This window comes from Kribbella sp. NPDC051936, from assembly GCF_040680955.1.
Taxonomy (GTDB): Bacteria; Actinomycetota; Actinomycetes; order Propionibacteriales; family Kribbellaceae; genus Kribbella.
The window spans coordinates 71,708-95,805 of sequence record NZ_JBFAXS010000010.1 but is presented as its reverse complement, the minus strand read 5'-3'; the positions used below and the strand labels follow the sequence as shown (position 1 = coordinate 95,805).

Sequence of the window (24,098 nt, the reverse complement as noted above, 5' to 3'; positions counted from 1 at the left end):
CCTCCGGATCGCGAGGTTGTCCGGATCCGGCCGGAAAGTGTCGGTGGCCTCGGGAAGCATGCTCGGTATGAGCCCCTACGCACCCCAGACGTCACCGACGGGTAATTTCCGGTCGGTTGTCCAGCCCTGGACCCGGAGCTAGGTTCGCTGACGTGACCTCGCCCGGTGGTTCTCCGGCGACGACCCCGATCGGCTCCCGGGCCGAGGCGGAGGGTTACGTCGCGATGGTCTGTTTCAAGCACGGTCCACCACGACTGTTCGGCGTCGAGCTGGAGTGGACGGTGCATCACGCGGATGACCCGCACCGGCCGCTCGACGCCGGCCGACTGAGCAAGGCCCTGGGCGTGCACGCCCCGGCGACCCTGGTGCGAGGCAGTCCGCAGCTGCCGCTGAGCCGGGGCGCCCTGGTCACCGTGGAGCCGGGTGGCCAGGTGGAGATCTCCGGCCCCGCGGCGGACTCGATCCCGCGGCTGATCGAGGACACCGCCGCCGACGCCGCCGAGCTGACGGCCCTTCTGCTGGACGCGGACCTCGTTCCGGGCGACCACGGCCTGGACCCCTTCCGCCTGCCGCGCCGCATCCTCACCGTCCCGAGGTACGCCGCGATGGAACACGCCTTCCAGCGGCTGGGGCCGCACGGACCGCGGATGATGTGCAGCACCGCCGGCCTGCAGATCTGCCTCGATGCCGGCGAGGCGGACCAGACCGCACTGCGCTGGCGTGCGCTGCACGATCTCGGCCCCGCGCTGGTCGGCCTGTTCGCCAACTCCCGGCGCCGGGCGGGCGCGGACACCGGCTGGGCCTCGGCCCGCACGCAGGCGACCTTCGGCACCTGCGCCCCGTTCACCGAGCCGCCGCCGCTCGACGCCGACCCGGCCGCGGCCTGGGCCCGCACGGCCATGGAGGCGCCGGTGCTCTGCCTGCGGCGGGGCGACACCTGGGACGCACCGACCGGGCTGACGTTCGGAGCGTGGGCGGACGGACAGCTGCCCGGCGACAGACCGACGTACGACGACCTCGACTACCACCTGTCCACACTCTTCCCGCCGGTCCGCCCGCGCGGGTATCTCGAGGTGCGCTACCTCGACGCGCAGCCAGGCGACGGGTGGATCGCCCCGACCCTGCTGCTCACCGCGCTGATGTCGGCTCCGATCGACCAGGTGCTGGCCGCGGCCGAGCCTGCCGCCGGGCGCTGGTTCCCGGCGGCCCGCGAGGGCCTGAAGGACTCCTTGGTCCTGCGGGCCGCGCGCGCCGTGGTCGCGCTGGGCACCGAGGTCATGGACCGGACCGGCGCGGATCCCGATCTCGTCGCTGCCGTCGCGACCCGGCTGCAGCGCATCGTCGACACCACCCACGGAAGGCGAGCTTCATGAATCACCAACTGTCCGACCTGTCGCCCGAAGGCCTGCGGGCGTTCGTCGGTGAGCAGCTCGAGCGCTCGCGGGCGCGGACGGTCCAGCTGACCGACGCGGTCGACACCGACGACCTGGTCAAGCAGCACTCCAGACTCATGTCGCCGCTGGTCTGGGACTACGCGCACGTCGGCAACCAGGAGGAGCTCTGGCTGGTCCGTGACGTCGGCGGCCGCGAGCCGCTGCGCCAGGACATCGACGAGCTGTACGACGCGTTCCAGCACGCGCGCGCCGACCGCCCGTCGCTGCCGCTGCTCGGCCCGGCCGAAACCCGCGTCTACGTGAACGAAGTACGCGACAAGGTGCTGGACGTGCTCGACCACGTGAAGTTCGACAACGGCCGGGAGCTCGTGGACAACGCGTTCGCGTTCGGCATGATCGCGCAGCACGAGCAGCAGCACGACGAGACGATGCTGGCCACGCACCAGCTCCGCGAGGGTGCGCCGGTGCTGGACGCGCCGCCGCCTCCCGCGGGCCGGCCGTTGCCGTCGGCCGAGGTGTTCGTGCCGGGCGGCGTGTTCGAGATGGGGACGTCGATCGAGCCGTGGGCGCTCGACAACGAGAGGCCCGCGCACGCCGTTCACGTGCAGCCGTTCGTGATCGACACGGTGCCGGTGACGAACGGGGACTACCTGCGGTTCGTGCTCGGCGGCGGGTACTCCGATCCGCAGTGGTGGTCCGAGGCCGGGTGGGCGCACGTCCGGAAGGCGTCGCTGGTCGCGCCGCGGTTCTGGTCGCAGGCCGACGGCGAGTGGTGGCGGCTGCGCTTCGGGCACCGGGAGCTGCTGCCGCTGGACGAGCCGGTCATGCACGTCTGCTTCTACGAGGCGGAGGCGTATGCGAAGTGGGCCGGGAAGCGGCTGCCGACCGAGGAGGAGTGGGAGTTCGCGGCCCGGTTCGACCCGGAGAGCGGGAGGACGCGGCGGTTCCCGTGGGGTGACGAGTCGCCCGGTCCGCAGCACGCGAACCTGGGGCAGCGGCACCTGCGGCCGGCCCCGGTCGGCGCGTACCCGGCCGGTGCTTCGCCGCTGGGCGTGGAGCAGCTGATCGGCGATCTGTGGGAGTGGACGTCGAGCGACTTCCGCGGCTACCCGGGGTTCCGCGCCTGGCCGTACGACGAGTACTCGCTGGTCTTCTTCGGGCCGGACTACAAGGTGCTCCGCGGCGGCTCGTTCGGCACCGACGAGGTCGTTGCCCGCGGCACCTTCCGGAACTGGGACTACCCGATCCGCCGGCAGATCTTCGCCGGCTTCCGGTGCGCCCGCGACCCGCGTCCCGAGGAGCTGCACGCCTGATGTGTCGCCACCTGGCCTACCTGGGTCCGCCCGTGACGCTCGCCTCGCTGGTGCTGGAGCCGGAGCATTCGCTCTACGAGCAGAGCTGGGCGCCGGCGGACATGCGCGGCGGCGGATCGGTCAACGCCGACGGCTTCGGCATCGGCTGGTATCCCGAAGGGGACGCGGCCGTGTCCGGCGGGCCGGTGCGCTACCGGCGCGACGTACCGATCTGGACCGACGAGAACCTGCCCGGCCTGGCCGGCACGATCCGGTCCGGCGCCGTCCTGGCCGCCGTCCGGAACGGGACCGTCGGCATGCCGTACGGTCAGTCCGCGGTCGCGCCGTTCGCCTCGGACCACTGGCTGTTCAGCCACAACGGGCGCATCCCCGGCTGGCCGGAGGCGACGCTCAAGCTGGCCGAGCAGTTGCCGGTCGCCGACCTGCTGAGCCTCAGCGCGCCGATCGACTCGGTGTTCCTGTGGGCCCTGATCACTCATCGGCTCGCGGAGGGTGTGCCTCCGGCGGACGCGATCGCCGCGGTCCTGCACGAGGTGGACACGCTCGCGCCGGGATCGCGGCTGAACATCCTGCTCACCGACGGCGAACAACTCGTCGCCACCGCCTGGACCCACTCCCTGCACGTACGCCGGACCGCCGACTCCGTGACCGTCGCGTCCGAGCCGTTCGGCGCGGGCGACTGGACCGCCGTACCGGACCGCTCGCTTCTCGTGGCCACCGCCACCACAGTGCAGATCACCAGCATGGAAGGACAAGCGTGACCCTCATAGACGTACATCTGACGCCGGACTACGCCGCTCGGGCTCTGCGGGAGGACGTTCGGGCAGGGCTGACGGCCACGCCCAAGTGGTTGCCGCCGAAGTGGTTCTACGACGCGCGGGGGAGTGAGCTGTTCGAGGAGATCACGCGTCTGCCGGAGTACTACCCGACCCGCGCGGAGCGCGAGATTTTGGACGCGCGTGCCGGGGAGATCGCGACGATCACCGGCGCGCACACGCTGGTCGAGCTGGGGTCCGGCTCGTCGGAGAAGACCCGGCTGCTGCTCGACGGCCTCCGCGACCACGGCACGCTCACGTCGTTCGTCCCGCTCGACGTCTCGGAGTCCGCACTGCGGGACGCCGCCGACGCCATCAACGCCGACTACCCGGATCTCGAGGTCCACGGCGTGGTCGGCGACTTCACCGCCCACCTCGACAAGCTGCCGGGCGAGCCGCCGCGGGTGGTCGCGTTCCTCGGCGGCACGATCGGCAACCTGATCCCGGCCGAGCGCGAGGCGTTCTACCGCTCGGTCCGCGAGGTGCTCGAGCCGGGCGAGTCGTTGCTGCTCGGCACCGACCTCGTGAAGGACCCCGCCACCCTGGTCGCGGCGTACGACGACGCCGCCGGCGTCACCGCCGAGTTCAACAAGAACGTGCTGCGGGTGATCAACCGGCAGCTCGGCGCGGACTTCGACGTGGACGCCTTCGAGCACGTGGCGATCTGGGACGCGGACAACGAGTGGATCGAGATGCACCTGCGCGCCACCCGCGCGCTCCGGGTGCTGATCCCGGAGATCCACCTCGAGGTCACGTTCGACGAGGGTGAGGAGATCAGCACCGAGATCTCCGCCAAGTTCCACCGCTCCGGCGTCGAGGCCGAGCTCGACAAAGCGGGCTTCACCCCGGCCGCATGGTGGACCGACGGCGAAGCCCGCTTCGCATTGTCACTCTGGCAGGCTGTCTAGCTGCCCTGCTAGCTGCCTTGCTTGATCAATCCGTTGATCTTGTCGACGTAGGCCGGCAGGTCGGTGATCGGCTTCTTTCCGCTCAGGATGGGCTGGTAGTTGGCCGTGGTCAGGTCGCCGACCTGCTGGGCCCACTGGGTGGTGAAGCGGACGCCGACCGTCTTCTCGGCTGCCAGGTCGGCCTTGACCGTGTCGACGACCGTGGTCTGCTGCGCCTTCGTCAGCGCGTCGAAGTAGCTGGTCTGGGCCGGGGTGTACGCCGGCGGCGCGACCGGCGAGGCCGGCAGGACGGCGTCCCACACCTTGGTGTTGAGGTACTGCAGCACCTTGAACGTCGCGTCCTGGTCCTTGGTGTACTGCGGCGTGCAGATCCCGACCGAGTCGTACAGCGTGGTCGGCGTCTGCACCTGCGGGAACGGCGCGAACCCGTACTTGATCTTCGGCTTGTCGGTCTGGAATCCGGCTGCCAGCCACTGCCCGCCGAACGTCATCGGGATCTTGCCGGCCGCGAACAGCGACTGCACGTTCGCCGCGTCGTACCCGGGCGGCGCGACCGACCCGTTCTTGATCGCGGCGGTCAGCTTCTCGACGCCTTCCTTGTACTTGTCGTCGGCCTCGGCCTTCGTCGGGTGGTTCACGTTGTCGGTGAACGGCGCGCCGCCCGCCGAGACCGAGTACATGCTCATCGTGAACGGGCCGTCCGGACCGGTCAGCTGGTCGGCGATCAGGCCGTACTTCGCGCCGTTCTTGTTCGCCAGCTTCGCGGCCGCGGCGTACATCTCGTCCCACGTCCAGCCGGCCTTCGGCAGCGGCAGCCCGGCCGCGGTGAACGCGTCGGCGTTGTACCAGACGCCGTACGTGTTCATCAGCGACGGCAGACCGCCCATCTGGCCGTCGGCGGTCTTCCAGTTCTCCATCGCGGACGGGACGAACTTGTCGGCCTTGAAGTCGCCGTCGCCGTTCTGGATCTTGTCCGCCCAGTCGACCAGCAGGCCCTGCGACGTGTACTGCTGCTCGGTGTCGTTGCCGCACCAGAACAGGTCGGGCAGCTTCTTCGCCTGGGTCAGCGACGCCAGCTTGTCGCCGTACTGACCGCTCGGGGTGTCGAGCAGCTGGACCGTGACGTTGTCGTCCTTGAAGTCCGCCAGCGCCTTCTTGATCGCGGCGTTCGTCTCGGCCGACTCCCACGTCATCACGGTCACGGTGACCGGGCCGTCGCTCGAGCCGCCGGAGTCCGACCCGCTGCAGCCCGTTGCCGCGAGCAACCCCGCGCACGCCAGCGCGGTCACAACCGATGTCCTCTTCACAAGGATTCTCCCTCTATTTCTGGTTCGTGCTGCCGAGAGCGCCGAGGCCCTGGATGAAGTAGCGCTGCGCGGCGAAGAAGATGATCAGCGGCGGCAGCATGTACAGCAGGTTGGTGGCCATGTAGTAGCTCCAGTCCGGCGTCTTCCCGGCGAACGGGGAGATGAAGGACGCCATCCCGACCGACAACGGCCATTTGCCGGACGAGTACAGGTAGACCAGCGGGTTCAGGTAGTCGTTCCAGGACGCCTGGAACGCGAGGATCGCCATCGTCAGCCAGGCCGGCCGGGTCAACGGCAGCATCACACTGACGAAGATCCGCAGATGGCCGGCGCCGTCGATCTTGGCCGCCTCGTCGATCGAGTACGGGATGGCCAGGAAGTACTGCCGGGCCAGGAAGATGAACAGCGGGTTCCCGCCGAGGAACGCGGGCACGATCAGCGGGAGCCAGGTGTCGTACCAGCCGATGCTCTTGTACAGCTGGAACAACGGGATCAGCCCGACCACGCCCGGCAGGAGCATGCTGCCGACGAACAGGTAGAACCACGTCTTGCGGCCCGGGAACCGCAACCTGGCCAGCGCGTAGCCGGCCATCATCGCGGTCATCACGCCGCCCAGCACGCTGAGCGCGGTGATCACCATCGAGTTGAGGAACAACCGGGGGAAGTGGATCGCCTGCGGCCCCTTGACGAAGTTGCTCCACTGGAACTCGTGCGGGAGCAGCCGCGGCGGGATGTCGAACACGGCGGTGCGGCTTTTGAGGCCGATCGTGATCATCCACAGCAGCGGCACGATCATCACCGCGCAGATGAACAACGCGACCACGTACCAGGCCGTCGTACCGACGACGCGCGGCTTCTTCTTCGCGGGACTGACGGCGTGGTCGGCCGCCGTCACCGGGGGAGCTTCAGTCGGGAGTGTTGTCACTGTACGTCCAGAGCGAGGAGAACTTCGCGGTCAGGGCGATCACGGCGATGATGATGACGAACAGCACCCACACCTGCGCCGAGGCGTACCCGAGCTGCGGGATCTTGCCCAGGGTCGGGAAGCCGTTGTTGTAGATCCCGAGCATCAGCACGTTGGTGCTGAACCCCGGTCCACCGCCGGTGAGGATCTTCGGCTGGTTGAACGTCTGCAGCGCCGCGGTGGTCTGCAGGATCACCTGCAGCAGCATGATCGGGCTGATCACCGGCAGTGTGATCCGGATGAACACCGACCACGGCCCGGCGCCGTCGACCTTCGCGGCCTCGTACAGCTCGGTCGGCACCGCCTGCAGCGCGGCCAGGAAGATGATCATCGTCCCGCCGACGCCCCACAGCATGACCAGCACCACGGACGGCATCGCCATCTTCGGGCTCTGCAGCCACAGGCTCGTGGGCAGCCCGATCCGGTCCAGGATCGTGTTCAGCAGGCCGACCTGCGGGTCGAGCATGAACTTCCAGAGCGTGATCGTCGCGACGGCCGGCAGCACCACCGGTAGGTACGCGAGCGTGCGGACGACCCGCACCCCGGCGAACCGCTGGTTGAGGAACATCGCCAGCGCCAGGCCGAGGACCAGTGACAGCGGGACATAGAGCAGCACCAGATAGCCGGTCGCCCGCAACGACGGCCAGAAGGCCGGGTCGGTCGTGAACAGCCGGCGAAAGTTGCCGAGGCCAACGAAGATCGGGTCGGTCAGCCCGTTGTACTTCGTCAGCGCGAGATAGAACGATCGGATCAGCGGATACCCCACGAAGACTCCGAACCCGATCACCGCGGGTGCGATGAACAGGTACGCGGCCTTCACGTCGGAGCCGGCATTGCGGCTCATGCCACCACGGGTCGTGCGCCTTCGGGTAGCGGATCCGCCGGCAGAGACTGAATTCACCCGGCCTCCTGGACGGTAACGTTTCCAACGTTTTACTGTTGGGTGACGATGCCGTGTCGTGAAAAGGAAGTCAACCCCGTGTCCGAAACGTTTCCAAGCCAGCCGGAGGCTCCCCGGCCGACGATGATCGACGTCGCCCGGCGGGCCGGTGTCGGCCTCGGCACGGTGTCACGTGTGGTCAACGGCGGGCACGGCGTCCGTGACGAGACCGCGCAGCGGGTCCGGGCCGCGATCGACGAGCTCGGGTTCCAGCGCAACGAGGTGGCCCGGGCGCTCCGGCCGGGCAAGAAGTCGACCTCGCTCGCCCTGGTCCTGGGCGACCTGACCAACCCGTTCTACGCGAGCATCGCGAAGGCGTCGCTCGAGGTCGCCGGGCAGTCCGGGTTCGCCGTGGTGCTCGGCAGTGTGGACGAGGACCCCGAAGGTGAGAAGCGGGCCATCCAGGAGCTGGTCAGCCGGCAGGTGGCCGGTCTGATGATCGTGCCCGACCAGGGCGACCACGCGTTCCTGCAGGGCGCCGGCGTGCCGGTGGTGTTCGTCGACCGGCCGGCGACCGGGATCGACGCTGACATCGTCATGGTCGACAACGAGGGCGGCGGACGGCTGGCGGCCGAGCACCTGCTGCAGCAGGGGCACCAGCGGATCGCGATCCTGCTCGCCCCGTCGTACTACACGATCGGGCGCCGGTTGCGCGGGTTCCGGCGGGCGCACCGCTCGGCCGGGATCGACGTCGACGAGTCGCTCGTCATCCAGCTGCCCGAGGGCAACGCGGAGGCCGCGGAGAAGGCGACCCGGGAGGTGATGCTGCGCCCCGATCCGCCGACCGCGATCTTCGCGTCGACGAACTTCCTCGCCGAAGGTGTACTGCGCGCGCTGGGCGAGCTGAGCGGCCCGGAGCCCGCGGTGGTCGGGTTCGACGACTTCCGGCTGGCCGACATGCTGCCGACGCCGGTCACGGTCGTTGCCTCCGACATCGCCGAGCTGGGCCGCAGCGCGGCGCGGTTGCTGCTCGATCGCGCATCGGGCATGGACACCCGGCCACCGCAGCGGATCGTGCTGCCGTGCGCGTTGATCGAGCGCGGGTCGGGCGAGCGGCCGCCTTCTGCTGCCGACAGAAAAGCTCGATGAGCCGCCGCCGTCCTGGCTAGGGTCGCGGCGTGTACTACGAGAGCTTCGGCAGCGGCCGGCCGATCTTCTTCCTGCCCAGCTGGGGTGGCGACGCCGGTGAGGGCCGCGACGTCCACGAGCCGATCTTCGAGGCACGCCCGGGCTGGCGCCGGATCTACGTCGACCCGCCGGGCACCGGCCGATCCCCGGCCGACCCGTCGATCACCGACCAGGACGGCATGCTGTCGTCCATCGCCGGGCTGATCGACTCGCTCGCCGGTGCCGAACCGTTCGCGCTCGCCGGTACGTCGGCCGGCGGACTGCACGCCCGCGGGATCGTTCAGCGCGACCCGTCCCGCGTCCTCGGGTTGTTGCTGAGAGCACCGGGCATCGTCATCGACCGCTCCCGCCGCACACTCCCGACGGACGAGCACCTGCGCCCGTCGGCGGCACGCGAGCGTCAGCACCAGTACTACGACGCGGCCGAGGCGTCGGCGGACCTCGCCTTTCTCGGGCGGATCCAGGAAGACGTCTCGACGTACGGCCTGCGGGAGGATCCGTCGATCCGCTTCGAGCGGCCGACGCTGGTCGTGACGGGCCGGCAGGACACCACGGCCGGGTACGCCGACGCGTGGACGATCATCGAGGACTACCCGCGCGCGACGTTCGCCGTACTGGATCAGGAGGATCACTTCCTGCCCGGCCCCGGCGCGGCCGTGTATCGCGCGCTGGTCGAGGACTGGCTGGACAGGATCGAGCACCCGGACGCGTGAGGGGCGGGACACGCGTCCGGGTGCTGCGCGAGGGGTGGATCAGAAGTTCGGCCAGGCCCAGCCGAGGTAGTTGGAGAAGTACGGCAGCGTGCGCGTGCCGATCGCGCCGCTGACGCTGGTGGCCCAGAACGTGCCGTCGCCCTTGGCGACTCCGACGTGGCCGTAGGCGCTGATGTTCCAGAAGACCAGGGCGCCCTTCGGCGGGTTCAGATCGCCGCGGTGGGCGGCGCCGCGGGCCACGGCGTCGTTCCAGTCGGCGATCGCCGAGGCCCAGATCCCGGTCTTCCCGTACGAGTTCTCGGCGGCCATCTCGCAGTACCCCTGGAAGGCGGTCGACCCGTTGCGGGCGGCGTACCAGGCGACGGCCTTGTCGGCCCGGGGGTTGCTGGTGCACAGCGGCGCGACCAGGCCGCTGCTGCCGGTGTTGACGTACGCGTCGGTGATGAAGCCCTTGCCGGGGATGTGGTCCCAGATCAGGCTGCGGCCGAACTTGCCGGTGACCGGCTCGCCGTAGAGCTGGCAGTCGATCTCGACCGGGCCGTCCGGCTGGTTGCCGACCGAGCCGAAGCTGGTCGCGTTGCCGGACCGGATGGCGACACCGGTGTTGCTGTCGGTGTCCACGGTCCCGGTCGCGGCGCTGGCCGGGAGCACGCCGGTGCCGAGGACGGCGGCACCGGCGAGCAGGGTCATGGCAGAAAGGCGGGCGGTGATGCGCATGAGGGCGGTACGCATGGTGATGATCCCTTCTGGAGTTGTACTCGCAGGGAATCAAACCGTGACGGTGTTGTCGCAGTGGGCAACAAGGGCTCAGAAGTTCGGCTGCGCCCAGCCGAGGTAGTTGGAGAAGTACGGCAGGCTCCGCTTGCCGATCGCGCCGTTCACGCTGGTGGCCCAGAAGTTCCCGTCACCGGTGGCCAGCCCGACGTGGCCGTAGGAGCTGATGTTCCAGAACACCAGGGCGCCCTTCGGCGGATTCAGGTCGCCGCGGTGCGCGGCGCCCCGGCGTACGGCGTCGTTCCAGTTGGCGATGGCCGAGGCGTAGACGCCGCTCCTTCCGTACGAGTTCTCGACGGCCTTCTCGCAGTAGCCCTGGTACGCGGTGGAGCCGTTCCGGGCGGCGAACCAGGCGATCGCGTCGTCGGCGCGCGACTGCGGCGCGACCGTGGTGGCGGCGATCGGCGCCGTGGTGGTCGCCGTGGATGCGGCGGTCGCGGGGAGGGCGGCGCCTGCGAGGGGCAGCGTGGCGAGTGCGGCGGTGGCGATCAGACGCTTGAACATGGTGGAAACCCTTTCGCTCTGAACTGCCTGTTGTCTTGGAGAATCCCTTCCTTTGTGCAGACAATCAGAGCGTGATCGGATTGTCGCAGTGGGCAACGGAACTGAATCACTGCAGTTTGATACTTTGTGTAGATAAGTGACGGCGAGAGCGGAGAGTGCGCCGTGCGCCCAGCCCAGGCTCGATACGTGATCGGAGCGCGCATGCGCGAGCTGCGCGAGGCTGCCGGGATGCCGTTGACCCGGGCGGCCGCCGAGTCCGGCTGGGACAAAGGCCACCTGTCCCGGGTCGAGCGCGGTCACACCAAGCCGAGCCGCGAGCTCATCGAGTGGTACGACGACTCGTTCGGGGCGAACCAGGCGCTGGTCAATCAGCTGATGGAGCTCGACGCCGCCGTCCGCGCCGGCCGGGACATGTCGCAGCGGGACATGCGCCGCCACGTGCAGCCGGTGCTGCTCGGCGGATCCGTACCGATCGACCACCACCCGGACGACCGGGCGGAGCTGGTGGGGGAGACCGTGCCGGACGGGACCCAGGTGTGCCGGGAGCAGGTCTTCGAGAAGACCTGGATGATCCGCAACAGCGGCGAACGCCCGTGGCGCGACCGCTGGCTCACCCGCCAAGGCGCCGCCGGCACCCCCGGCTGGCTCCGCTCCCCGAACCGCGCCCCGGTCCCCGACGCCGAACCGGGCGACATCGTCACGGTCGCGATGTCCCTCCAGGCCCCGTGCCAGGTCGGCGCCTCCACGGCATACTTCAAACTCACCGACGAGGCCGGCCGCCTCTATTACCCCGGCCTGGAGTCCCCACCCCTCTACTGCACCATCTTCACCGTCTACGAGCTGTAGTTGGTCCGCGAAGTGGCATGCGGAGCCCGGCTATGGCATCCGGAGACCTGGAATATCAGGTCTCCGGATGCCATTGGTCGTCTCAGGTGTGATCTCCGGCGATGCGGGCGGCAGTGGTGCATGGGTGGTTCAGGTCGGCCCAGCCGACCCGGACCATCTCGTACCCGAGCGCCCGCAGGCGGTCCTCCCGCCACTTCTCGGCGATCACGGTGTGCGCGTCGGCCCCGTACTTCTGCGCTCCGTCGAACTCGACGATGCGGTTGCCGAACAGCAGGAAGTCGACCCGGCCGATCAGCCGGCCGTCCTGATCGCGGATCTCCACCTGGAGCCGCGGGGCGGGAATCCCGGCGTTCGCCATCAGTACCCGGGTCCGCGACTCGCCCACCGACTCGCTGAGCCCGTCGGCGAACAGCGCGGCTGCCTTGGCGCGCGGCGACCCTGGCCAGTGCTTGTGCCGGTCCGCCGCAGCGATGAGTTCGTCTGGCGTAGTCAGCTCGAGGTGCAGGGCGGCGTCGGCCAGCACCACGCCGACCTCGTACGACGTGGTGCAGGCCGTCTCGACGATCGACCGCGCCGGGCTGGTGACCCGGATGTCGTCGACCTGCGTGATCTCCTCGGCGCCGATGGGGGAACGATGGACCGTCGTGATCTTGTCGGACCGTGTCCGCTTGGCGGGGCGGGTGACGTGGATCCGGCTCAGGTCCAGTCCCCAGGTCGGGAGCCCGTGAAGTACTGCGGCCGACTGGTGACTGACCACCGCGTCAGGGCCATCCGGCCGGCGACGGCCCGTGCGGTGAGGACATGCATGCGTTGCGCCCGCTCCCAGGGCGCCTCGTCCGCCGGCCAGTCGAGCGGATCGACGTACACGTCCCGCGAGAGGCGCAACCAGTGCCCTCGCCGCACACGCAGACGGAGCTCACCGGCGCTGTACCCGGCGTCCAGCGCGTTCGCCCGCGAGAACCACCCGCCCCGCGCCGTCACCAGCCTTCTCAATCTCGGATTCACACCAACAACATGCCGCGCTCGGCACCCTGACGGACGCCCGTCCTCGCCACCTGTGGACAACACCTGGGACCTGCAGTTGCTACCTGGGAGCTGACAGAGCAGGTCTCAAGCTGCATCTTCTGGTCTCAGGTCCGGGCGGTGGCTCTAGTTGTCGTAGTCCGCGGCGATCTCGGCGTCGAGTTCGGCCTTGCGTTTGATCCAGCGTTCGCTGAGGCCCTTGACCTCTTCGCCGATGAAGTCGATGAAGCCCAGCGAGATGCGGATCCGGTAGTGGGCGTCGGTGCCGTCGCCGGAGGCGTCGAGGACCTTGCGCAGGGAGTCGGACCAGCGGATCAGTGAGGCGTTCTCGGTCATCATCGTCTGGTACCAGGCGTCGTCCTGGACGACGTACACGTCGCGGCGGCTCCCGGGCTCGCGCTCTCGGGTCGCCAGGCGCAGCTGCAGTAGGTAGTTGACCGCCCCGGACACGGCGGCAGGGCTCGCCTGCAGCTGGTCGGACAGCTCGGCGGCCGTCATTCGTCCGGTCTCGCTGGACAGGATCGCGGCGAAAACCCTGGCCGCCATCCGCGGCCAGCCCGTCTCGGCGAGCAGGTTGCCGAACTGCTCGGTGTACCGCCGGACGGCGTCGTCGTCTCGCTCTGCGCTCACGGACCCATCATCTCCTCCCCGGGTCGCCTGACGTGTCAGAAACGCGTTAGGAAGATTCACAAACTTCTGAATGAAGTGTACGTTATGAATCATGACATCAGCCATCGTGGTCTCCGGACTGCACAAGTCGTACGGGAGTACGCACGCCCTCGACGGTCTCGACCTGGAGGTCGCGACCGGTGAGGTGCACGGCTTCCTGGGGCCGAACGGCGCCGGGAAGTCCACCACCATCCGCGTCCTGCTCGGTCTGCTGCGCGGTGATGCCGGAGATGTCTCGCTGCTCGGCGGGGACCCGTGGCACGACGCGGCCAAGCTGCACCGGCGGCTGGCGTACGTGCCCGGTGACGTGAACCTGTGGCCGAACCTGACCGGCGGCGAGGTGATCGACCTGCTCGGCCGGCTCCGCGGCGGGTTGGACGAGAAGAAGCGCGACGACCTGCTGCGCCGGTTCGACCTCGACCCGACCAAGAAGGGCCGGACGTACTCGAAGGGCAACCGGCAGAAGGTCGCCCTGGTCGCCGCACTGGCTTCGGATGTAGAGCTGTTGATCCTGGACGAGCCGACCTCCGGCCTGGACCCGCTGATGGAGGAGGTCTTCCGGCAGGTCATCGAGGAGGAGCGCGCCCGCGACGGCGACCGCACCGTCCTGCTGTCGAGCCACATCCTGTCCGAGGTCGAGGCGCTGTGCGACCGGGTCAGCATCATCCGCCGCGGCAAGGTGGTCGAGACCGGCACGCTGTCCGACCTGCGGCATCTCACCCGGACGTCGATCCACGCCGAGCTGACCGCATCGCCGAACGGGCTGGCCCAACTGCCCGGCGTCCATGACCTCGACGTCGAGGGCAACCGGGTGCGGTGCGAGGTGGACACCGCCCAGCTCGACGCGGTGATGCGGCAGCTGTCGGCGAGCGGCATCAAGAGCCTGGTGGCGCAGCCGCCGACGCTGGAAGAGCTGTTCCTGCGGCACTACGACGGCGACCTCGAGCCCGAGGCGGCCGTGCGATGAACGACTTCGTCGGTACCGGGACGCTGGTCCGGCTCGCGCTGCGCCGGGACCGGATCCTGATCCCGATCTGGATCGTCGTGTTCGTGATGTCGGCGGCCGGGTCGGCGAAGGCGTCCATCGACCTGTACTCCGACCAGAACGCGCTGGTCGAGGCCGCTCGGACGTCGAACGCGTCGCCGGCCCTGGTGTCGCTGTACGGCCGGATCTTCGACGAGTCGTCGCTCGGTGAGGTCTCGCTGTTCAAGCTCACCGCTTTCGGCGCGCTCCTGGTCGGGCTGCTCGGCGGCATGCTCGTCGTCCGGCACAGCCGTAGCGAGGAGGAGGCCGGGCGGCTGGAGTTGCTGAGCGCCGGCGTCCTCGGTCGGTACGCCGCTCTCGCCGCCGCGCTGATCGTCTCCGGGGGAACCGCGATCGTGCTCGGCCTGTTGACCGCGCTCTCGTTGATGGGCAGCGGCCTGGACACGAAAGGCTCATTCGCATTCGGGCTGATGTGGGCCGCGGCCGGACTGGCGTTCGCGGGTGTCGGCGCGGTGACGGCACAGGTCACGGAGAGCGCCCGGGCCGCGAACGGGCTGACGGCGATCGTGCTCGGTGTGTCGTACGTACTGCGGGCGATCGGCGACTCGTCGGCCGACGGCAGCACGCAGTGGGTGTCGTGGCTGTCGCCGATCGGGTGGTCCCAGCAAGTCCGTGCGTACGCCGGTGACCGGTGGGTCGTCCTGCTGCTGCCAGTCGTGTTCCTGGCGCTGATGGTCGCGGCGGCGATCGCACTGATCCGGCGGCGCGACGTCGGCGCCGGTCTGGTGCGGCCGCGTCCCGGACCGCCGCGCGGTGCCGCGTCGTTGCGTTCGCCGCTCGCACTGGCCTGGCGGCTGCATCGGGGTTCGCTGGTCGCGTGGGGTTTCGGGTTCCTGCTGCTCGGTCTGCTGGTCGGCAACATCGCCAGCAACGTCGACGGGTTCGTCACCAGCGACAGCGCGAAGGAGATGGTGCAGAAGCTCGGCGGCGTGGAGGGCATCACCGACGCGTTCCTGGCGACCGAACTCGGCATCATGGGGCTGCTGGCGTCGGCGTTCGGGATCCAGGCGGCCCTCCGGCTCCGGTCGGAGGAGACCGCGCTGCGGGCCGAGCCGCTGCTGGCGACCGGTGTCACCCGGGCGCAGTGGCTCGGGAGCCACGTCGTCATGGCGCTGTTCGGCACCGCCGTATTGATCCTCGTCGCCGGTCTGGGGTCCGGCGTCTCGAGCGGTGCGTCGCTCGGCAACATGGGCCGTCAGGTACCGCGGATGCTCGCCGGGGCCGCCGTACAGCTGCCGGCGATCTGGCTGGTGACCGGGCTGGTCGTCCTCCTCTTCGGGCTGGCGCCGAAACTGGTGACCGGCGGTTGGGCGCTGTACGGCCTGTTCTTGCTGATCGGTCAGTTCGGCGAGGTGTTCAACCTGCCGCAATGGATGATCGACCTCAGCCCGTACGGTCACACGCCGCGGCTGCCCGGCGGTGAGTTCTCCGCCACGCCGGTGCTCTGGCTGACCGCGATCGCAGCCGCGCTCACGCTGACCGGCTTCGTCACGTTCCGCCGCCGCGACATCGGCTGAATCCGGATCGCGCTGGTCTGAGGGGTCCAGCGCCCACGGGCCCGCCCGGCACCTCGCCGGGCGGGCCTGTTTACGATCGCTGCGTGTTCAGTGAGCGGCTGGTGGACTTCTGGAGTGAGCGACATCTGTGCGTGCTGAGTACGGCGCGCGCGGACGGGACCGTACATGCGACGCCGGTCGGGGCGACGCTGGACGTCGAGGCGGGGCTGGTGCGGGTGATCTGCTCCGGTACGTCGTACAAGGCGCGCGCGATCCGGCGGCTGGGTGAGGCGGCGGTCGCGGTCACCCAGGTCGACGGCCGGCGCTGGAGCACGATCGAGGGCCGCGCCGTGGTGAGCGACGACCCCGCGCACGTCCGCGAAGCCGAACGGCGCTACGCCAAGCGCTACCGGGAGCCGCGCGTCAATCCGCAGCGCGTGGTCATCGAAATCACCATCACCAAGGTCCTCGGCAATGCCGGCTGACCCCATCACCGTCATCGGCATCACCCCCGACGGCTGGCGCACCCTCTCCCCGGCCGCCCGCGATGCCATCCAGTCCGCCGAAGTAATCCTCGGTAGCCCCCGCCAACTGGCTCTCCTCCCAACTGAATCCTCTGGGGCCGTGCGGGTCGCGTGGGGCTCGCCGTTGTCCGAGGCTTTGCCTCGGTTGCTGGAGGAGCACCGAGGACGGCGGATCTGTGTGCTGGCGAGTGGGGATCCGACGTTCTACGGGATCGGTACGACGCTGGTTCGGTTGCTGGGGGCCGACGCCGTGCGGGTGATTCCGCAGCCGTCGAGTGTCTCGCTGGCGAGTGCGCGGCTGGGCTGGGCGCAGGATCAGGTGCAGGTTGTGAGCCTGGTGAGCAACCCGGTCGAGCGGCTCCATCCGCATCTCCAGCCCGGGCGGCGCGTGCTGATTCTCAGCCGCGGTGCGCAGACCCCGGCCGAGGTGGCCGCCCTGATGGTCGCGCGCGGCTACGGCGCCGGCGAGTTCACCGTTCTCGAACAGCTCGGCGGCCCGGCCGAACGCGTCCGTACGGCGACCGCGGCCGACTGGTCCCATGAGGTCGATCCGCTCAACGTGATCGCGATCCGATGCCCGGCAGACGCTCCCGTCCTGTCCACCGCACCCGGCCTGCCCGACGACGCGTACGAGAACGACGGCCAGCTCACCAAACGCGAAGTACGCGCCGTCACCCTGTCCCGCCTCGCGCCTGTCCCCGGCCAACTGTTGTGGGACATCGGCGGCGGAGCAGGCAGCATCGCGATCGAGTGGTCGCGGCACCACCCGTCCTGCCGCGCGATCGCCGTCGAACGCGACCCCGACCGGGCGAAGCGCCTCGAGCGGAACGCGGCCGCACTCGGGGCCGCGGTGGACGTGGTGGAAGGCGCCGCGCCGGCGGTCCTCGACGGTCTCGAGCCACCGGACGCGATCTTCATCGGCGGCGGGGCGACCGCCGCGGGTATGTTCGACGCCTGCTGGAACGGGCTGAAACCCGGTGGCCGCCTGGTCGTCAACGGCGTCACGATCGAGACCGAGTCCCTGATCGCCCAGTGGTACAAGGCCGTCGGCGGCGACCTCGTCCGCCTCGACGTACAACGCGCCTCCGCCGTCGGCACTATGACCGGCTGGCGCCCAGCCATGCCGGTGACCATCTGGAGCGTGACCAAGTGACGGTTCACTTCATCGGCGCCGGCCCCGGAGCCGCCGACCTGATCACCGTCCGCGGGCGCGATCTGATCGCCGCGTCGCCGGTCTGTCTGTACGCTGGCGCGCTCGTCCCGGTCGAGCTTCTCGAGCACTGCCCGCCCGGCGCCCGCAAGGTCGACACCGCGAACCTGACTCTCGACGAGATCATCGCCGAACTCGCCACCGCACACGTGGCCGGCCTCGACGTCGCCCGGCTGCACTCCGGCGACCCGTCCGTCTTCAGTGCGATGGCCGAACAGCTGCGCCGCCTCGACGCGCTCGAGATCCCGTACGACGTGACGCCCGGCGTCCCGGCGTACGCCGCCGCCGCGGCGACTCTCGGCCGTGAGCTGACCGTCCCCGAGGTCGGGCAGACCGTCGTACTCACGCGGATCGGCGGCAGCGCCAGCGCGATGCCGGACGGCGAGGATCTCGCGACACTGGGCGCCGGCCGGGCGACGATCGTCCTCCACCTCGCCGTCCAGCAGATCGATCGCGTCGTCGCGGAGCTCGTGCCGAACTACGGCGCCGACTGCCCGGTCGCGGTCGTCGCACGCGCCTCCCGCGACGACGAGGTGGTCCTGCGCGGGACGCTCGCCGACATCGCGGAACAGGTGAAAGCGGCAGGTGTTCGCCGTACGGCGGTCATCATCGCCGGAAAGGTGCTGTCCGCAACGGCTTTCCGGGACAGCCATCTGTACTCGGCCGACCGCAGCCGATGAAGGTTCTGCTGCTCGGCGGAACGGGGGAGGCCCGCGAACTCGCGGGTGTGCTGGCCGGTGTTCCCGGGGTCGAGGTCGTGTCGTCGTTGGCGGGACGGACCTCGGACGCGCGGCTGCCTGTCGGTGAGGTGCGGGTCGGTGGGTTCGGCGGTGCGAGCGGTCTGGCGGCCTGGCTGCGGGAGCATCCGGTGGACGCGGTGGTCGACGCGACGCATCCGTTCGCGGCGACGATGACCGCGAACGCACTCACGGCGACTCGCGAGGTCGGTACGCCGCTGGTCGTACTGCGTCGGCCGGGCTGGACGCCGGGACCCGGCGACAACTGGCACTGGGCCGACTCCACGTCGGCGGCCGCCAGCTTGCTGCCGCGGATCGGCACCCGCGCTTTCCTCACCATCGGGCGCCAAGGCCTTGACGCCTTCGCGAGCGCCGGGTTGTGGATGCTCGCCCGGTGCGTCGATCCGCCCGACCCGCGACCGGCCTGGTGTGAGCTGATCCTCGCCCGCGGGCCGTTCGCCCTCGCCGACGAGCAGGCGATTCTCCGTGACCATCGCATCGACGTCCTGGTCACCAAAGACAGCGGCGGCCCCGCCACGGCCGCGAAACTCACCGCGACCCGTGAGCTCGGAATCCCGGTCGTCGTGATCCGCCGCCCGCCGTTGCCGGTCGGGCACGAGGCGGTCGAGACGGTCGAGGACGCCGTTCAGTGGGTGATCCGGGCGAGCCATTCGCCGAGGACGTGACGCTCGCCGTCGGTCAGCACCCCGAGCTCCGCCAACCGCACCCGCAACGCGTTCGCCGCAGCCACCGCACCCGCGTCCGCCCGCGCGACCGCCCGGGCTTCACCGTCCGCCGCACGTGCTGTCGCTCCGTCCGCCGTGCGCGGGAAGGCCGGAGCGGTGGTGATCGCCGAGACAACGGCGTGGAACATCGCGTCCGCCAGGCGTGGGTCGCGGCGATCGGCCTCTTCGGCCAGCAGGGCCAGTACGGCTCCCGAGCCGGCCGCCTGCACCAGGTCCGCGGCCAGGTCCTCGTCGACCCGCAGTCGTCCGGCGGCGGCAATGTTGCGGATCCGGGTCCGCAGGATCGCGATTCCGGCCTCGGCCGCCGCGGGACGCTTCCCCGGCTGCGTGTCGGCGTACATCAGCAGGAACAGGGCCGGGTTCGCGAGCCCGAACTCGATGTGCAGGTCCCAGCCCGACCGGAGGTCCGCGATCGGGTCGGTCGTCGGATCGAGCGGCGGCTTGTCCGCGAGGTACGTCGCGAACCCGTACTCCAGCACCGCCGCGAGCAGCCCGTCCTTGTCGCCGAACAGCCGGTAGATCGTCGGCGCCTGCGTCCCCGCCGCGGCCGCGACCGCCCGGGTGGACACGGCGTCGCGCCCGCCGCTCGCCAGCAGCCCGGCAGCGACCTCGACGATCTGCGCCCGCATCCGGTCCCGCCCGCTCGCATCCTCCACGCGCCAACCGTAGCGGTCGGCGCATGCTGTTAACAGTGATAGCGTAGATCTGTATTCACTGATAACAAGGAGTCCGAATGATCATCGTTACCGGAGCGACCGGGCGCCTCGGCCGTGCTGTGGTCGACCGCCTGACCGAACGCGTCCCGGCCGATCAGCTCGGGGTGAGCGTGCGCGACCCGGAGAAGGCCGCGGACCTCGCGGCTCAGGGCATCCGGGTCCGGCGTGGCGACTTCGACGATCCCGACTCGCTGGCGTTCGCCTTCGAGGGCGCCCGCCAGGTGCTGGTCGTCTCGGGTCCGGCCGAGCCGGCGCCGCATCACGTCGCGCTCGACAGCGCCAAGACCGCCGGCGCCGAGCGCGTCCTCTACACCAGCCACCAGGCCGCGAACCCGGACTCGCTCTTCATCGCGACCCGTGGCCACGCCGCGACAGAACAGGACCTGCTGAATTCCGGCGTACCGTTCACGGCCCTGCGCAACGGCTTCTACGCGAGTACTCCGGTGTTAATGGTGCGGTCCGCGCTGGAGACCGGCGAGCTGATCCTGCCGGAGGACGGGCCGTTCTCCTGGACCGCGCACCGGGACCTGGCCGACGCGGCCGCGATCGCCCTGACCGAACCCGGGCGCGTCGACGGCATCACGCCACCGCTGACCGGCCCGGAACTGTTCGACTACGCGGACGTCGCCGCGATCGCCTCGGACCTCCTCGGGCGGAAGGTCACCCGCATCACGGTGCCGGACGAGGAATGGCGACAGGCCGCGCTCGGCCGCGGCATGCCGGAGTTCCTCGTCGACCTGACCCTGGGCATCTTCGCGGCCGCGCGGCGTGGCGAGTTCGCGGTTGTCGATCCCACCCTGCCCGCACTGATCGGTCGCCCCGCCACGACGCTGCGTGAGGTGCTCGCCGCCGAGCTCCCCACCTGACGCTCACCGGTCGGCGGCTCGATAGATTGACGCCATGGGGATTCAGATCGCGCCGAGCATCCTGTCCGCCGACTTCGCGCGGCTGTCCGACGAGGCGGCCGCGGTGTCGAACGCCGACTGGCTGCACGTCGACGTCATGGACAACCACTTCGTGCCGAACCTGACCCTCGGACTGCCGGTGGTCGAGTCGCTGGCCAAGGCGACCGACATGCCGCTCGACTGTCACCTGATGATCGAGGACCCGGACCGCTGGGCGCCCGGGTACGTCGAGGCGGGCGCGTCGAGCGTCACCTTCCACGTCGAGGCCTGCCGGGCGCCGATCCGGACCGCGCGGGAGATCCGCGCCAAGGGCGCCCGCGCCGCGATGGCGCTCCGGCCGGCGACCCCGATCGAGCCGTACGAGGACCTGCTGTCCGAGCTCGACATGATCCTGATCATGACCGTCGAGCCCGGCTTCGGCGGGCAGAAGTTCCTCGACGTCTGCGTACCGAAGATCCGCCGCACCCGGCAGCTGCTCGACAAGCACGGCCTCGACCTGTGGATCGAGATCGACGGCGGCGTCTCGGCCGAGACGATCGAGCGCTGCGCCGAGGCCGGGGCCGACGTGTTCGTGGCCGGCTCGGCCGTCTACGCCGCCGACGACCCGAACGCGATGGTCGAGCAGCTACGCGGTCTCGCCGAGCAGTCCGCCGGTCGATAACTCAGGCTCCACCTCGGGCGGCACCCGCAGCAGCAACACGGTCGAGATCGCCGCGAGTACGGCGGCCAGCAGCCATACGTACTGCACGCCGAAGCCCTCGATCACCGCACCCGCTACCGCGGACCCGATCGCCGCACCGCCCATCGCCGCGCTGCCCATCCACCCGAACACCTCGGTCCGCGCCACGTCCGGCGTCAACGCGCCCAGCCGCTCGTACAGCGCGCCGATCGCCGGCGCCAGCGTGAGCCCCGACAACGCCAACGCGATCCCGAGCGTGACCGTGGACGAGGTCGCGAACACGCACAGCAGCATGCCCGCCCCGACCAGCGCGGCCCCCCGCCACAGGTACGACGTACGGCGGCCCGGCAACGCGCCCGCGACGGCGCCGCCGACCAGGCTGCCGAACGCCCAGACGGCCTCGAAGATCCCGGCGATCAACCGCTGCCCGTGATCGTCGGCGAACGCGACGATCGCCAGCGAGATCCCGTTGAACGACATGATCCACAGGCCGAACGCGAGGATCAGCGGCAACCGGTGCCGATGCCACAGCAGCTGCCGCGCGGTCAACGGCACCGCGGCGTGATCGTCGTGGGTGAGCGGCCTCGGTTGTCGGAGCGCATACCACCAGATGAAGAGCGCGGACATCGCCGCCGCGAGCAGCACGCCCAGCCGCGGGCTCGCCACGCTCACCGCGGTCGCGCCGAGCATCGGCCCGACCATGAACAGCAGCTCCTGCGCGGTGGCGTCCACCGCGTACGCCGTCCGCAGCGCCGGGCCTTGCACCACTCGGGGCCAGGCCGCGCGCAACGTCTGCATCACGGGTGGGACGAGGGCTCCCGCGATGATGGTGAGCACAGGCAGCAACCGGTACAGCCCGGCGGGTAGCAGCGCGATCGCGAACAGCGCGACGCTCCACGACAGCCCGGTGATCAGCAGCACACCTCGTGCGCCCCGGCGGTCGGCGGCTCGGGACCACAACGGCCCGGCGATCGCCATACCGACCGAATACGCCCCCGCGACGACGCCTGCCCAGCGGAACGAACCGCTCGCGTCCTTGGCCAGGAACGCCACCGGAACCATCGTCGCGAGCACGGGCAGGCGGGCGAGCAGCGACGACAGCAGCAATGCCGTCACGCCGTGTGTCCGCCACAACTCTCGGTACCCGCCCAGGTTCATGCCCTCATCCTGAACGCCGCCACCGACATTTACGATGACGAGATGACCGACCCCAAACCGGTGGAGAGCTGGCTGACCGACATGGACGGCGTCCTCGTGCACGAGGAGCGCGCCATTCCCGGAGCCAGTGACTTCATCGGAGCGCTGCAGGCGTCCGGCAAGAAGTTCCTGGTGCTCACCAACAACTCGATCTTCACCCCGCGCGACCTGCGCGCCCGCCTGCTTGCCGCGGGCATCGACATCCCGGAGACGTCGATCTGGACGAGTGCGCTCGCGACCGCGCAGTTCCTCGAGGACCAGCGGCCGCGCGGAACGGCGTACGTGATCGGTGAGGCCGGGCTGACCACGGCGCTGCACGAGATCGGGTACGTGCTGACCGACCGCGACCCGGACTACGTGGTCCTCGGCGAGACCAGGACGTACTCGTTCGAGGCGATCACCAGGGCGATCCGCCTGATCGCGGAGGGTGCGCGGTTCATCGCGACCAACCCGGACCCGACCGGCCCGTCGCAGGAGGGCCCGCTGCCGGCGACCGGCTCGGTGGCCGCGCTGATCACCCGGGCGACGGGCGTCGCGCCGTACTTCGTCGGCAAGCCGAACCCGTTGATGATGCGCAGCGCGCTGAACCGGATCGAGGGGCATTCCGAGACGACCGTGATGATCGGCGACCGGATGGACACCGACATCATCAGCGGTCTCGAGGCGGGCCTGCGCAGCGTGCTCGTGCTGTCCGGTTCGACCGGCGAGCACGAGGTCGAGCGCTTCCCGTACCGCCCGACCCGCGTCGTCCAGTCGATCGCCGACGTCGTGCCGCTGGTGACCGCCCTGGCCTAACAGGTCAGCGTGCGGAACCCGTACCCCTGCGCCTTCAGAGCCTGAAGGATCACCGGCAGGGCGGCCACGGTCTGGGTGCGGTTGCCGCCGCCGTCGTGCATCAGAATGACCGAGCCGCTGTGCACGTTCTTCAGCACCCGTTGCTCGATCGCCGCGACGCCCGGCTTCGTCCAGTCCCGCGAGTCCACGGTCCACACGACGAGGTCCTTGCCGAGCGCCTTCGCCCGCTGCCGGACGGCCGCGCTCACCCCGCCGTACGGAGGCCGCAGGCAGCCCGGCGTACTACCGGTCTGGGCCCGGATCGCCTGATCCGTCGACAGCACCTGCTGCCGGAACGCCGCCGCGCCGAGCTGCCGGAGGTCGGCGTGCGTCCACGTGTGGTTCTGCACGCTGTGGCCGGCGGCGTGGATCCGCTTGGTCAGCTCTGGATGCTTCCGCACGCTCTGGCCGACCTCGAAGAACGTCGCCTTGGCGTCGTACTTCGCGAGGATGTCGAGCACCTTCGGGGTGTACTCGGCATCGGGCCCGTCGTCGAACGTCAGGACGACGTACTTGGTCGGCAGCGGTGTCGGCGTCGGCGTGACCGCGACCGCCGCCGCGGGTGGGGTGGGTGTGGGCGTGGGTGGTTTGGCCGGTGACTTCGCCGCCGCGACGACCACCGTGCCGATCACCGCGCTCACCAGCATCATCAGCGCGAGACCGATGACCCTGTTCCCCGTGCGCGTCAAGCGAACGTCCATGTTCCCCCCG

Annotated in this window: 27 protein-coding genes; 16 read left to right on the top strand and 11 right to left on the bottom strand. The window is 70.1% G+C overall.

Translation table 11 applies throughout. From position 1 onward, the window contains the following. Window positions 1-152: 152 nt before the first annotated feature. From AB0L64_RS33220 to egtD, 4 genes are read left to right on the top strand one after another with little or no spacing between them, the layout of a single operon-like run. Window positions 153-1,373 (top strand): glutamate-cysteine ligase family protein, encoded by a 1,221-nt coding sequence (locus tag AB0L64_RS33220; RefSeq protein WP_363716641.1) that lies wholly within the window; start codon window positions 153-155, stop codon window positions 1,371-1,373. Further along, window positions 1,370-2,707: an ergothioneine biosynthesis protein EgtB gene (gene egtB / locus AB0L64_RS33215; protein WP_363716639.1), complete on the top strand. Its 1,338-nt coding sequence runs from the start codon at window positions 1,370-1,372 to the stop codon at window positions 2,705-2,707. Before AB0L64_RS33220 ends, egtB begins: the two co-directional genes overlap by 4 nt. Further along, window positions 2,707-3,468 carry an ergothioneine biosynthesis protein EgtC gene (egtC, locus tag AB0L64_RS33210; RefSeq protein ID WP_363716637.1) on the top strand — a complete coding sequence of 254 codons (762 nt, stop codon included), beginning with the start codon at window positions 2,707-2,709 and terminating at the stop codon, window positions 3,466-3,468. Before egtB ends, egtC begins: the two co-directional genes overlap by 1 nt. Further along, window positions 3,465-4,430, top strand: a complete 966-nt coding sequence (gene egtD / locus AB0L64_RS33205) for an L-histidine N(alpha)-methyltransferase (RefSeq protein WP_363716635.1) — start codon at window positions 3,465-3,467, stop codon at window positions 4,428-4,430. The genes egtC and egtD overlap by 4 nt, the downstream gene beginning before the upstream one ends. Before the next feature lie 8 nt (window positions 4,431-4,438). Here egtD and AB0L64_RS33200 read toward each other — a convergent pair whose 3' ends face one another. Genes AB0L64_RS33200 through AB0L64_RS33190 form a run of 3 tightly spaced genes read right to left on the bottom strand, consistent with a single transcriptional unit; the run spans window position 4,439 to window position 7,545 of the window. Next, window positions 4,439-5,737 (bottom strand): extracellular solute-binding protein, encoded by a 1,299-nt coding sequence (locus tag AB0L64_RS33200; RefSeq protein ID WP_359941638.1) that lies wholly within the window; start codon window positions 5,735-5,737, stop codon window positions 4,439-4,441. 13 nt (window positions 5,738-5,750) lie between these two features. Beyond that, a complete protein-coding gene (locus tag AB0L64_RS33195; RefSeq protein ID WP_363716632.1) occupies window positions 5,751-6,632 on the bottom strand; it encodes a carbohydrate ABC transporter permease in 882 nt (293 codons plus the stop codon). A gap of 10 nt (window positions 6,633-6,642) precedes the next feature. Further along, the gene (locus tag AB0L64_RS33190; protein ID WP_363716630.1) at window positions 6,643-7,545 is read right to left on the bottom strand and encodes a sugar ABC transporter permease; all 903 of its coding nucleotides are present in this window, start codon (window positions 7,543-7,545) and stop codon (window positions 6,643-6,645) included. Between the two features lie 135 nt (window positions 7,546-7,680). Between AB0L64_RS33190 and AB0L64_RS33185 the strand changes: the two genes are divergently transcribed. Together AB0L64_RS33185 and AB0L64_RS33180 are read left to right on the top strand one after the other, a co-directional pair. Beyond that, window positions 7,681-8,730, top strand: a complete 1,050-nt coding sequence (locus AB0L64_RS33185; RefSeq protein WP_363716628.1) for a LacI family DNA-binding transcriptional regulator — start codon at window positions 7,681-7,683, stop codon at window positions 8,728-8,730. A gap of 29 nt (window positions 8,731-8,759) precedes the next feature. Further along, window positions 8,760-9,482 (top strand): alpha/beta hydrolase, encoded by a 723-nt coding sequence (locus AB0L64_RS33180; protein WP_363716626.1) that lies wholly within the window; start codon window positions 8,760-8,762, stop codon window positions 9,480-9,482. Window positions 9,483-9,521: 39 nt separating this feature from the next. Here the strand turns inward: AB0L64_RS33180 and AB0L64_RS33175 are convergent, their stop codons facing one another. Both AB0L64_RS33175 and AB0L64_RS33170 read right to left on the bottom strand, forming a co-directional pair. After that, window positions 9,522-10,214, bottom strand: a complete 693-nt coding sequence (locus AB0L64_RS33175) for a CHAP domain-containing protein (protein WP_359941624.1) — start codon at window positions 10,212-10,214, stop codon at window positions 9,522-9,524. 75 nt (window positions 10,215-10,289) lie between these two features. Further along, the gene (locus tag AB0L64_RS33170) at window positions 10,290-10,760 is read right to left on the bottom strand and encodes a CHAP domain-containing protein (protein ID WP_363716624.1); all 471 of its coding nucleotides are present in this window, start codon (window positions 10,758-10,760) and stop codon (window positions 10,290-10,292) included. Between the two features lie 186 nt (window positions 10,761-10,946). Here AB0L64_RS33170 and AB0L64_RS33165 point away from each other — a divergent pair, with 186 nt between their 5' ends. Then, window positions 10,947-11,606: an NBR1-Ig-like domain-containing protein gene (locus AB0L64_RS33165; protein WP_363716622.1), complete on the top strand. Its 660-nt coding sequence runs from the start codon at window positions 10,947-10,949 to the stop codon at window positions 11,604-11,606. A gap of 82 nt (window positions 11,607-11,688) precedes the next feature. Here AB0L64_RS33165 and AB0L64_RS33160 read toward each other — a convergent pair whose 3' ends face one another. The 3 genes from AB0L64_RS33160 to AB0L64_RS33150 form a co-directional block, all read right to left on the bottom strand. Beyond that, on the bottom strand, window positions 11,689-12,363 hold the full coding sequence (locus AB0L64_RS33160; protein ID WP_363716620.1) for a hypothetical protein: 675 nt from the start codon (window positions 12,361-12,363) through the stop codon (window positions 11,689-11,691). After that, a complete protein-coding gene (locus AB0L64_RS33155; RefSeq protein WP_363716618.1) occupies window positions 12,303-12,611 on the bottom strand; it encodes a type IV toxin-antitoxin system AbiEi family antitoxin domain-containing protein in 309 nt (102 codons plus the stop codon). The genes AB0L64_RS33160 and AB0L64_RS33155 overlap by 61 nt, the downstream gene beginning before the upstream one ends. Window positions 12,612-12,755: 144 nt before the next feature. Beyond that, on the bottom strand, window positions 12,756-13,259 hold the full coding sequence (locus AB0L64_RS33150; RefSeq protein WP_363716616.1) for a MarR family transcriptional regulator: 504 nt from the start codon (window positions 13,257-13,259) through the stop codon (window positions 12,756-12,758). Between the two features lie 91 nt (window positions 13,260-13,350). On the opposite strand from AB0L64_RS33150, the gene AB0L64_RS33145 reads away from it, so the two are divergent. From AB0L64_RS33145 to AB0L64_RS33120, 6 genes are all read left to right on the top strand, one after another. Beyond that, entirely contained in the window at window positions 13,351-14,265 is a 915-nt protein-coding gene (locus AB0L64_RS33145; RefSeq protein WP_359941612.1) for an ABC transporter ATP-binding protein, read from the top strand. Then, entirely contained in the window at window positions 14,262-15,860 is a 1,599-nt protein-coding gene (locus AB0L64_RS33140; RefSeq protein ID WP_363716614.1) for an ABC transporter permease, read from the top strand. The genes AB0L64_RS33145 and AB0L64_RS33140 overlap by 4 nt, the downstream gene beginning before the upstream one ends. Window positions 15,861-15,943: 83 nt before the next feature. After that, window positions 15,944-16,324 carry a PPOX class F420-dependent oxidoreductase gene (locus tag AB0L64_RS33135; protein ID WP_359941606.1) on the top strand — a complete coding sequence of 127 codons (381 nt, stop codon included), beginning with the start codon at window positions 15,944-15,946 and terminating at the stop codon, window positions 16,322-16,324. Further along, entirely contained in the window at window positions 16,314-17,516 is a 1,203-nt protein-coding gene (gene cbiE / locus AB0L64_RS33130; RefSeq protein ID WP_363716611.1) for a precorrin-6y C5,15-methyltransferase (decarboxylating) subunit CbiE, read from the top strand. Before AB0L64_RS33135 ends, cbiE begins: the two co-directional genes overlap by 11 nt. Beyond that, a complete protein-coding gene (gene cobM / locus AB0L64_RS33125) occupies window positions 17,513-18,253 on the top strand; it encodes a precorrin-4 C(11)-methyltransferase (protein ID WP_363716609.1) in 741 nt (246 codons plus the stop codon). Before cbiE ends, cobM begins: the two co-directional genes overlap by 4 nt. Beyond that, window positions 18,250-18,996: a cobalt-precorrin-6A reductase gene (locus AB0L64_RS33120; protein ID WP_363716607.1), complete on the top strand. Its 747-nt coding sequence runs from the start codon at window positions 18,250-18,252 to the stop codon at window positions 18,994-18,996. The genes cobM and AB0L64_RS33120 overlap by 4 nt, the downstream gene beginning before the upstream one ends. Here AB0L64_RS33120 and AB0L64_RS33115 read toward each other — a convergent pair. After that, window positions 18,957-19,712, bottom strand: a complete 756-nt coding sequence (locus AB0L64_RS33115; protein ID WP_363716605.1) for a TetR/AcrR family transcriptional regulator — start codon at window positions 19,710-19,712, stop codon at window positions 18,957-18,959. The genes AB0L64_RS33120 and AB0L64_RS33115 overlap by 40 nt on opposite strands. 77 nt (window positions 19,713-19,789) lie before the next feature. On the opposite strand from AB0L64_RS33115, the gene AB0L64_RS33110 reads away from it, so the two are divergent. Continuing rightward, on the top strand, window positions 19,790-20,638 hold the full coding sequence (locus AB0L64_RS33110) for an NAD(P)H-binding protein (protein WP_363716603.1): 849 nt from the start codon (window positions 19,790-19,792) through the stop codon (window positions 20,636-20,638). Between the two features lie 34 nt (window positions 20,639-20,672). Continuing rightward, the gene (gene rpe, locus AB0L64_RS33105; protein ID WP_359941589.1) at window positions 20,673-21,338 is read left to right on the top strand and encodes a ribulose-phosphate 3-epimerase; all 666 of its coding nucleotides are present in this window, start codon (window positions 20,673-20,675) and stop codon (window positions 21,336-21,338) included. Here the strand turns inward: rpe and AB0L64_RS33100 are convergent. Beyond that, window positions 21,303-22,514 carry an MFS transporter gene (locus tag AB0L64_RS33100; RefSeq protein WP_363716600.1) on the bottom strand — a complete coding sequence of 404 codons (1,212 nt, stop codon included), beginning with the start codon at window positions 22,512-22,514 and terminating at the stop codon, window positions 21,303-21,305. The genes rpe and AB0L64_RS33100 overlap by 36 nt on opposite strands. A gap of 42 nt (window positions 22,515-22,556) precedes the next feature. Between AB0L64_RS33100 and AB0L64_RS33095 the strand changes: the two genes are divergently transcribed. Continuing rightward, a complete protein-coding gene (locus tag AB0L64_RS33095) occupies window positions 22,557-23,348 on the top strand; it encodes an HAD-IIA family hydrolase (RefSeq protein WP_359941583.1) in 792 nt (263 codons plus the stop codon). Here the strand turns inward: AB0L64_RS33095 and AB0L64_RS33090 are convergent. Then, window positions 23,345-24,076 (bottom strand): polysaccharide deacetylase family protein, encoded by a 732-nt coding sequence (locus tag AB0L64_RS33090; RefSeq protein ID WP_363716597.1) that lies wholly within the window; start codon window positions 24,074-24,076, stop codon window positions 23,345-23,347. The genes AB0L64_RS33095 and AB0L64_RS33090 overlap by 4 nt on opposite strands. Between the last annotated feature and the right edge of the window lie 22 nt (window positions 24,077-24,098).

Coding starts and splice junctions, on each gene's coding strand:
- egtB (WP_363716639.1), top strand. CDS start 1,370: ATGAATCACCAACTGTCCGACCTGTCGCCCGAAGGCCTGCGGGCGTTC.
- egtC (WP_363716637.1), top strand. CDS start 2,707: ATGTGTCGCCACCTGGCCTACCTGGGTCCGCCCGTGACGCTCGCCTCG.
- AB0L64_RS33190 (WP_363716630.1), bottom strand. CDS start 7,545: ATGAGCCGCAATGCCGGCTCCGACGTGAAGGCCGCGTACCTGTTCATC.
- AB0L64_RS33175 (WP_359941624.1), bottom strand. CDS start 10,214: ATGCGTACCGCCCTCATGCGCATCACCGCCCGCCTTTCTGCCATGACC.
- AB0L64_RS33170 (WP_363716624.1), bottom strand. CDS start 10,760: ATGTTCAAGCGTCTGATCGCCACCGCCGCACTCGCCACGCTGCCCCTC.
- AB0L64_RS33145 (WP_359941612.1), top strand. CDS start 13,351: ATGACATCAGCCATCGTGGTCTCCGGACTGCACAAGTCGTACGGGAGT.
- AB0L64_RS33140 (WP_363716614.1), top strand. CDS start 14,262: ATGAACGACTTCGTCGGTACCGGGACGCTGGTCCGGCTCGCGCTGCGC.
- cbiE (WP_363716611.1), top strand. CDS start 16,314: ATGCCGGCTGACCCCATCACCGTCATCGGCATCACCCCCGACGGCTGG.
- AB0L64_RS33120 (WP_363716607.1), top strand. CDS start 18,250: ATGAAGGTTCTGCTGCTCGGCGGAACGGGGGAGGCCCGCGAACTCGCG.
- AB0L64_RS33110 (WP_363716603.1), top strand. CDS start 19,790: ATGATCATCGTTACCGGAGCGACCGGGCGCCTCGGCCGTGCTGTGGTC.
- rpe (WP_359941589.1), top strand. CDS start 20,673: ATGGGGATTCAGATCGCGCCGAGCATCCTGTCCGCCGACTTCGCGCGG.
- AB0L64_RS33100 (WP_363716600.1), bottom strand. CDS start 22,514: ATGAACCTGGGCGGGTACCGAGAGTTGTGGCGGACACACGGCGTGACG.
- AB0L64_RS33095 (WP_359941583.1), top strand. CDS start 22,557: ATGACCGACCCCAAACCGGTGGAGAGCTGGCTGACCGACATGGACGGC.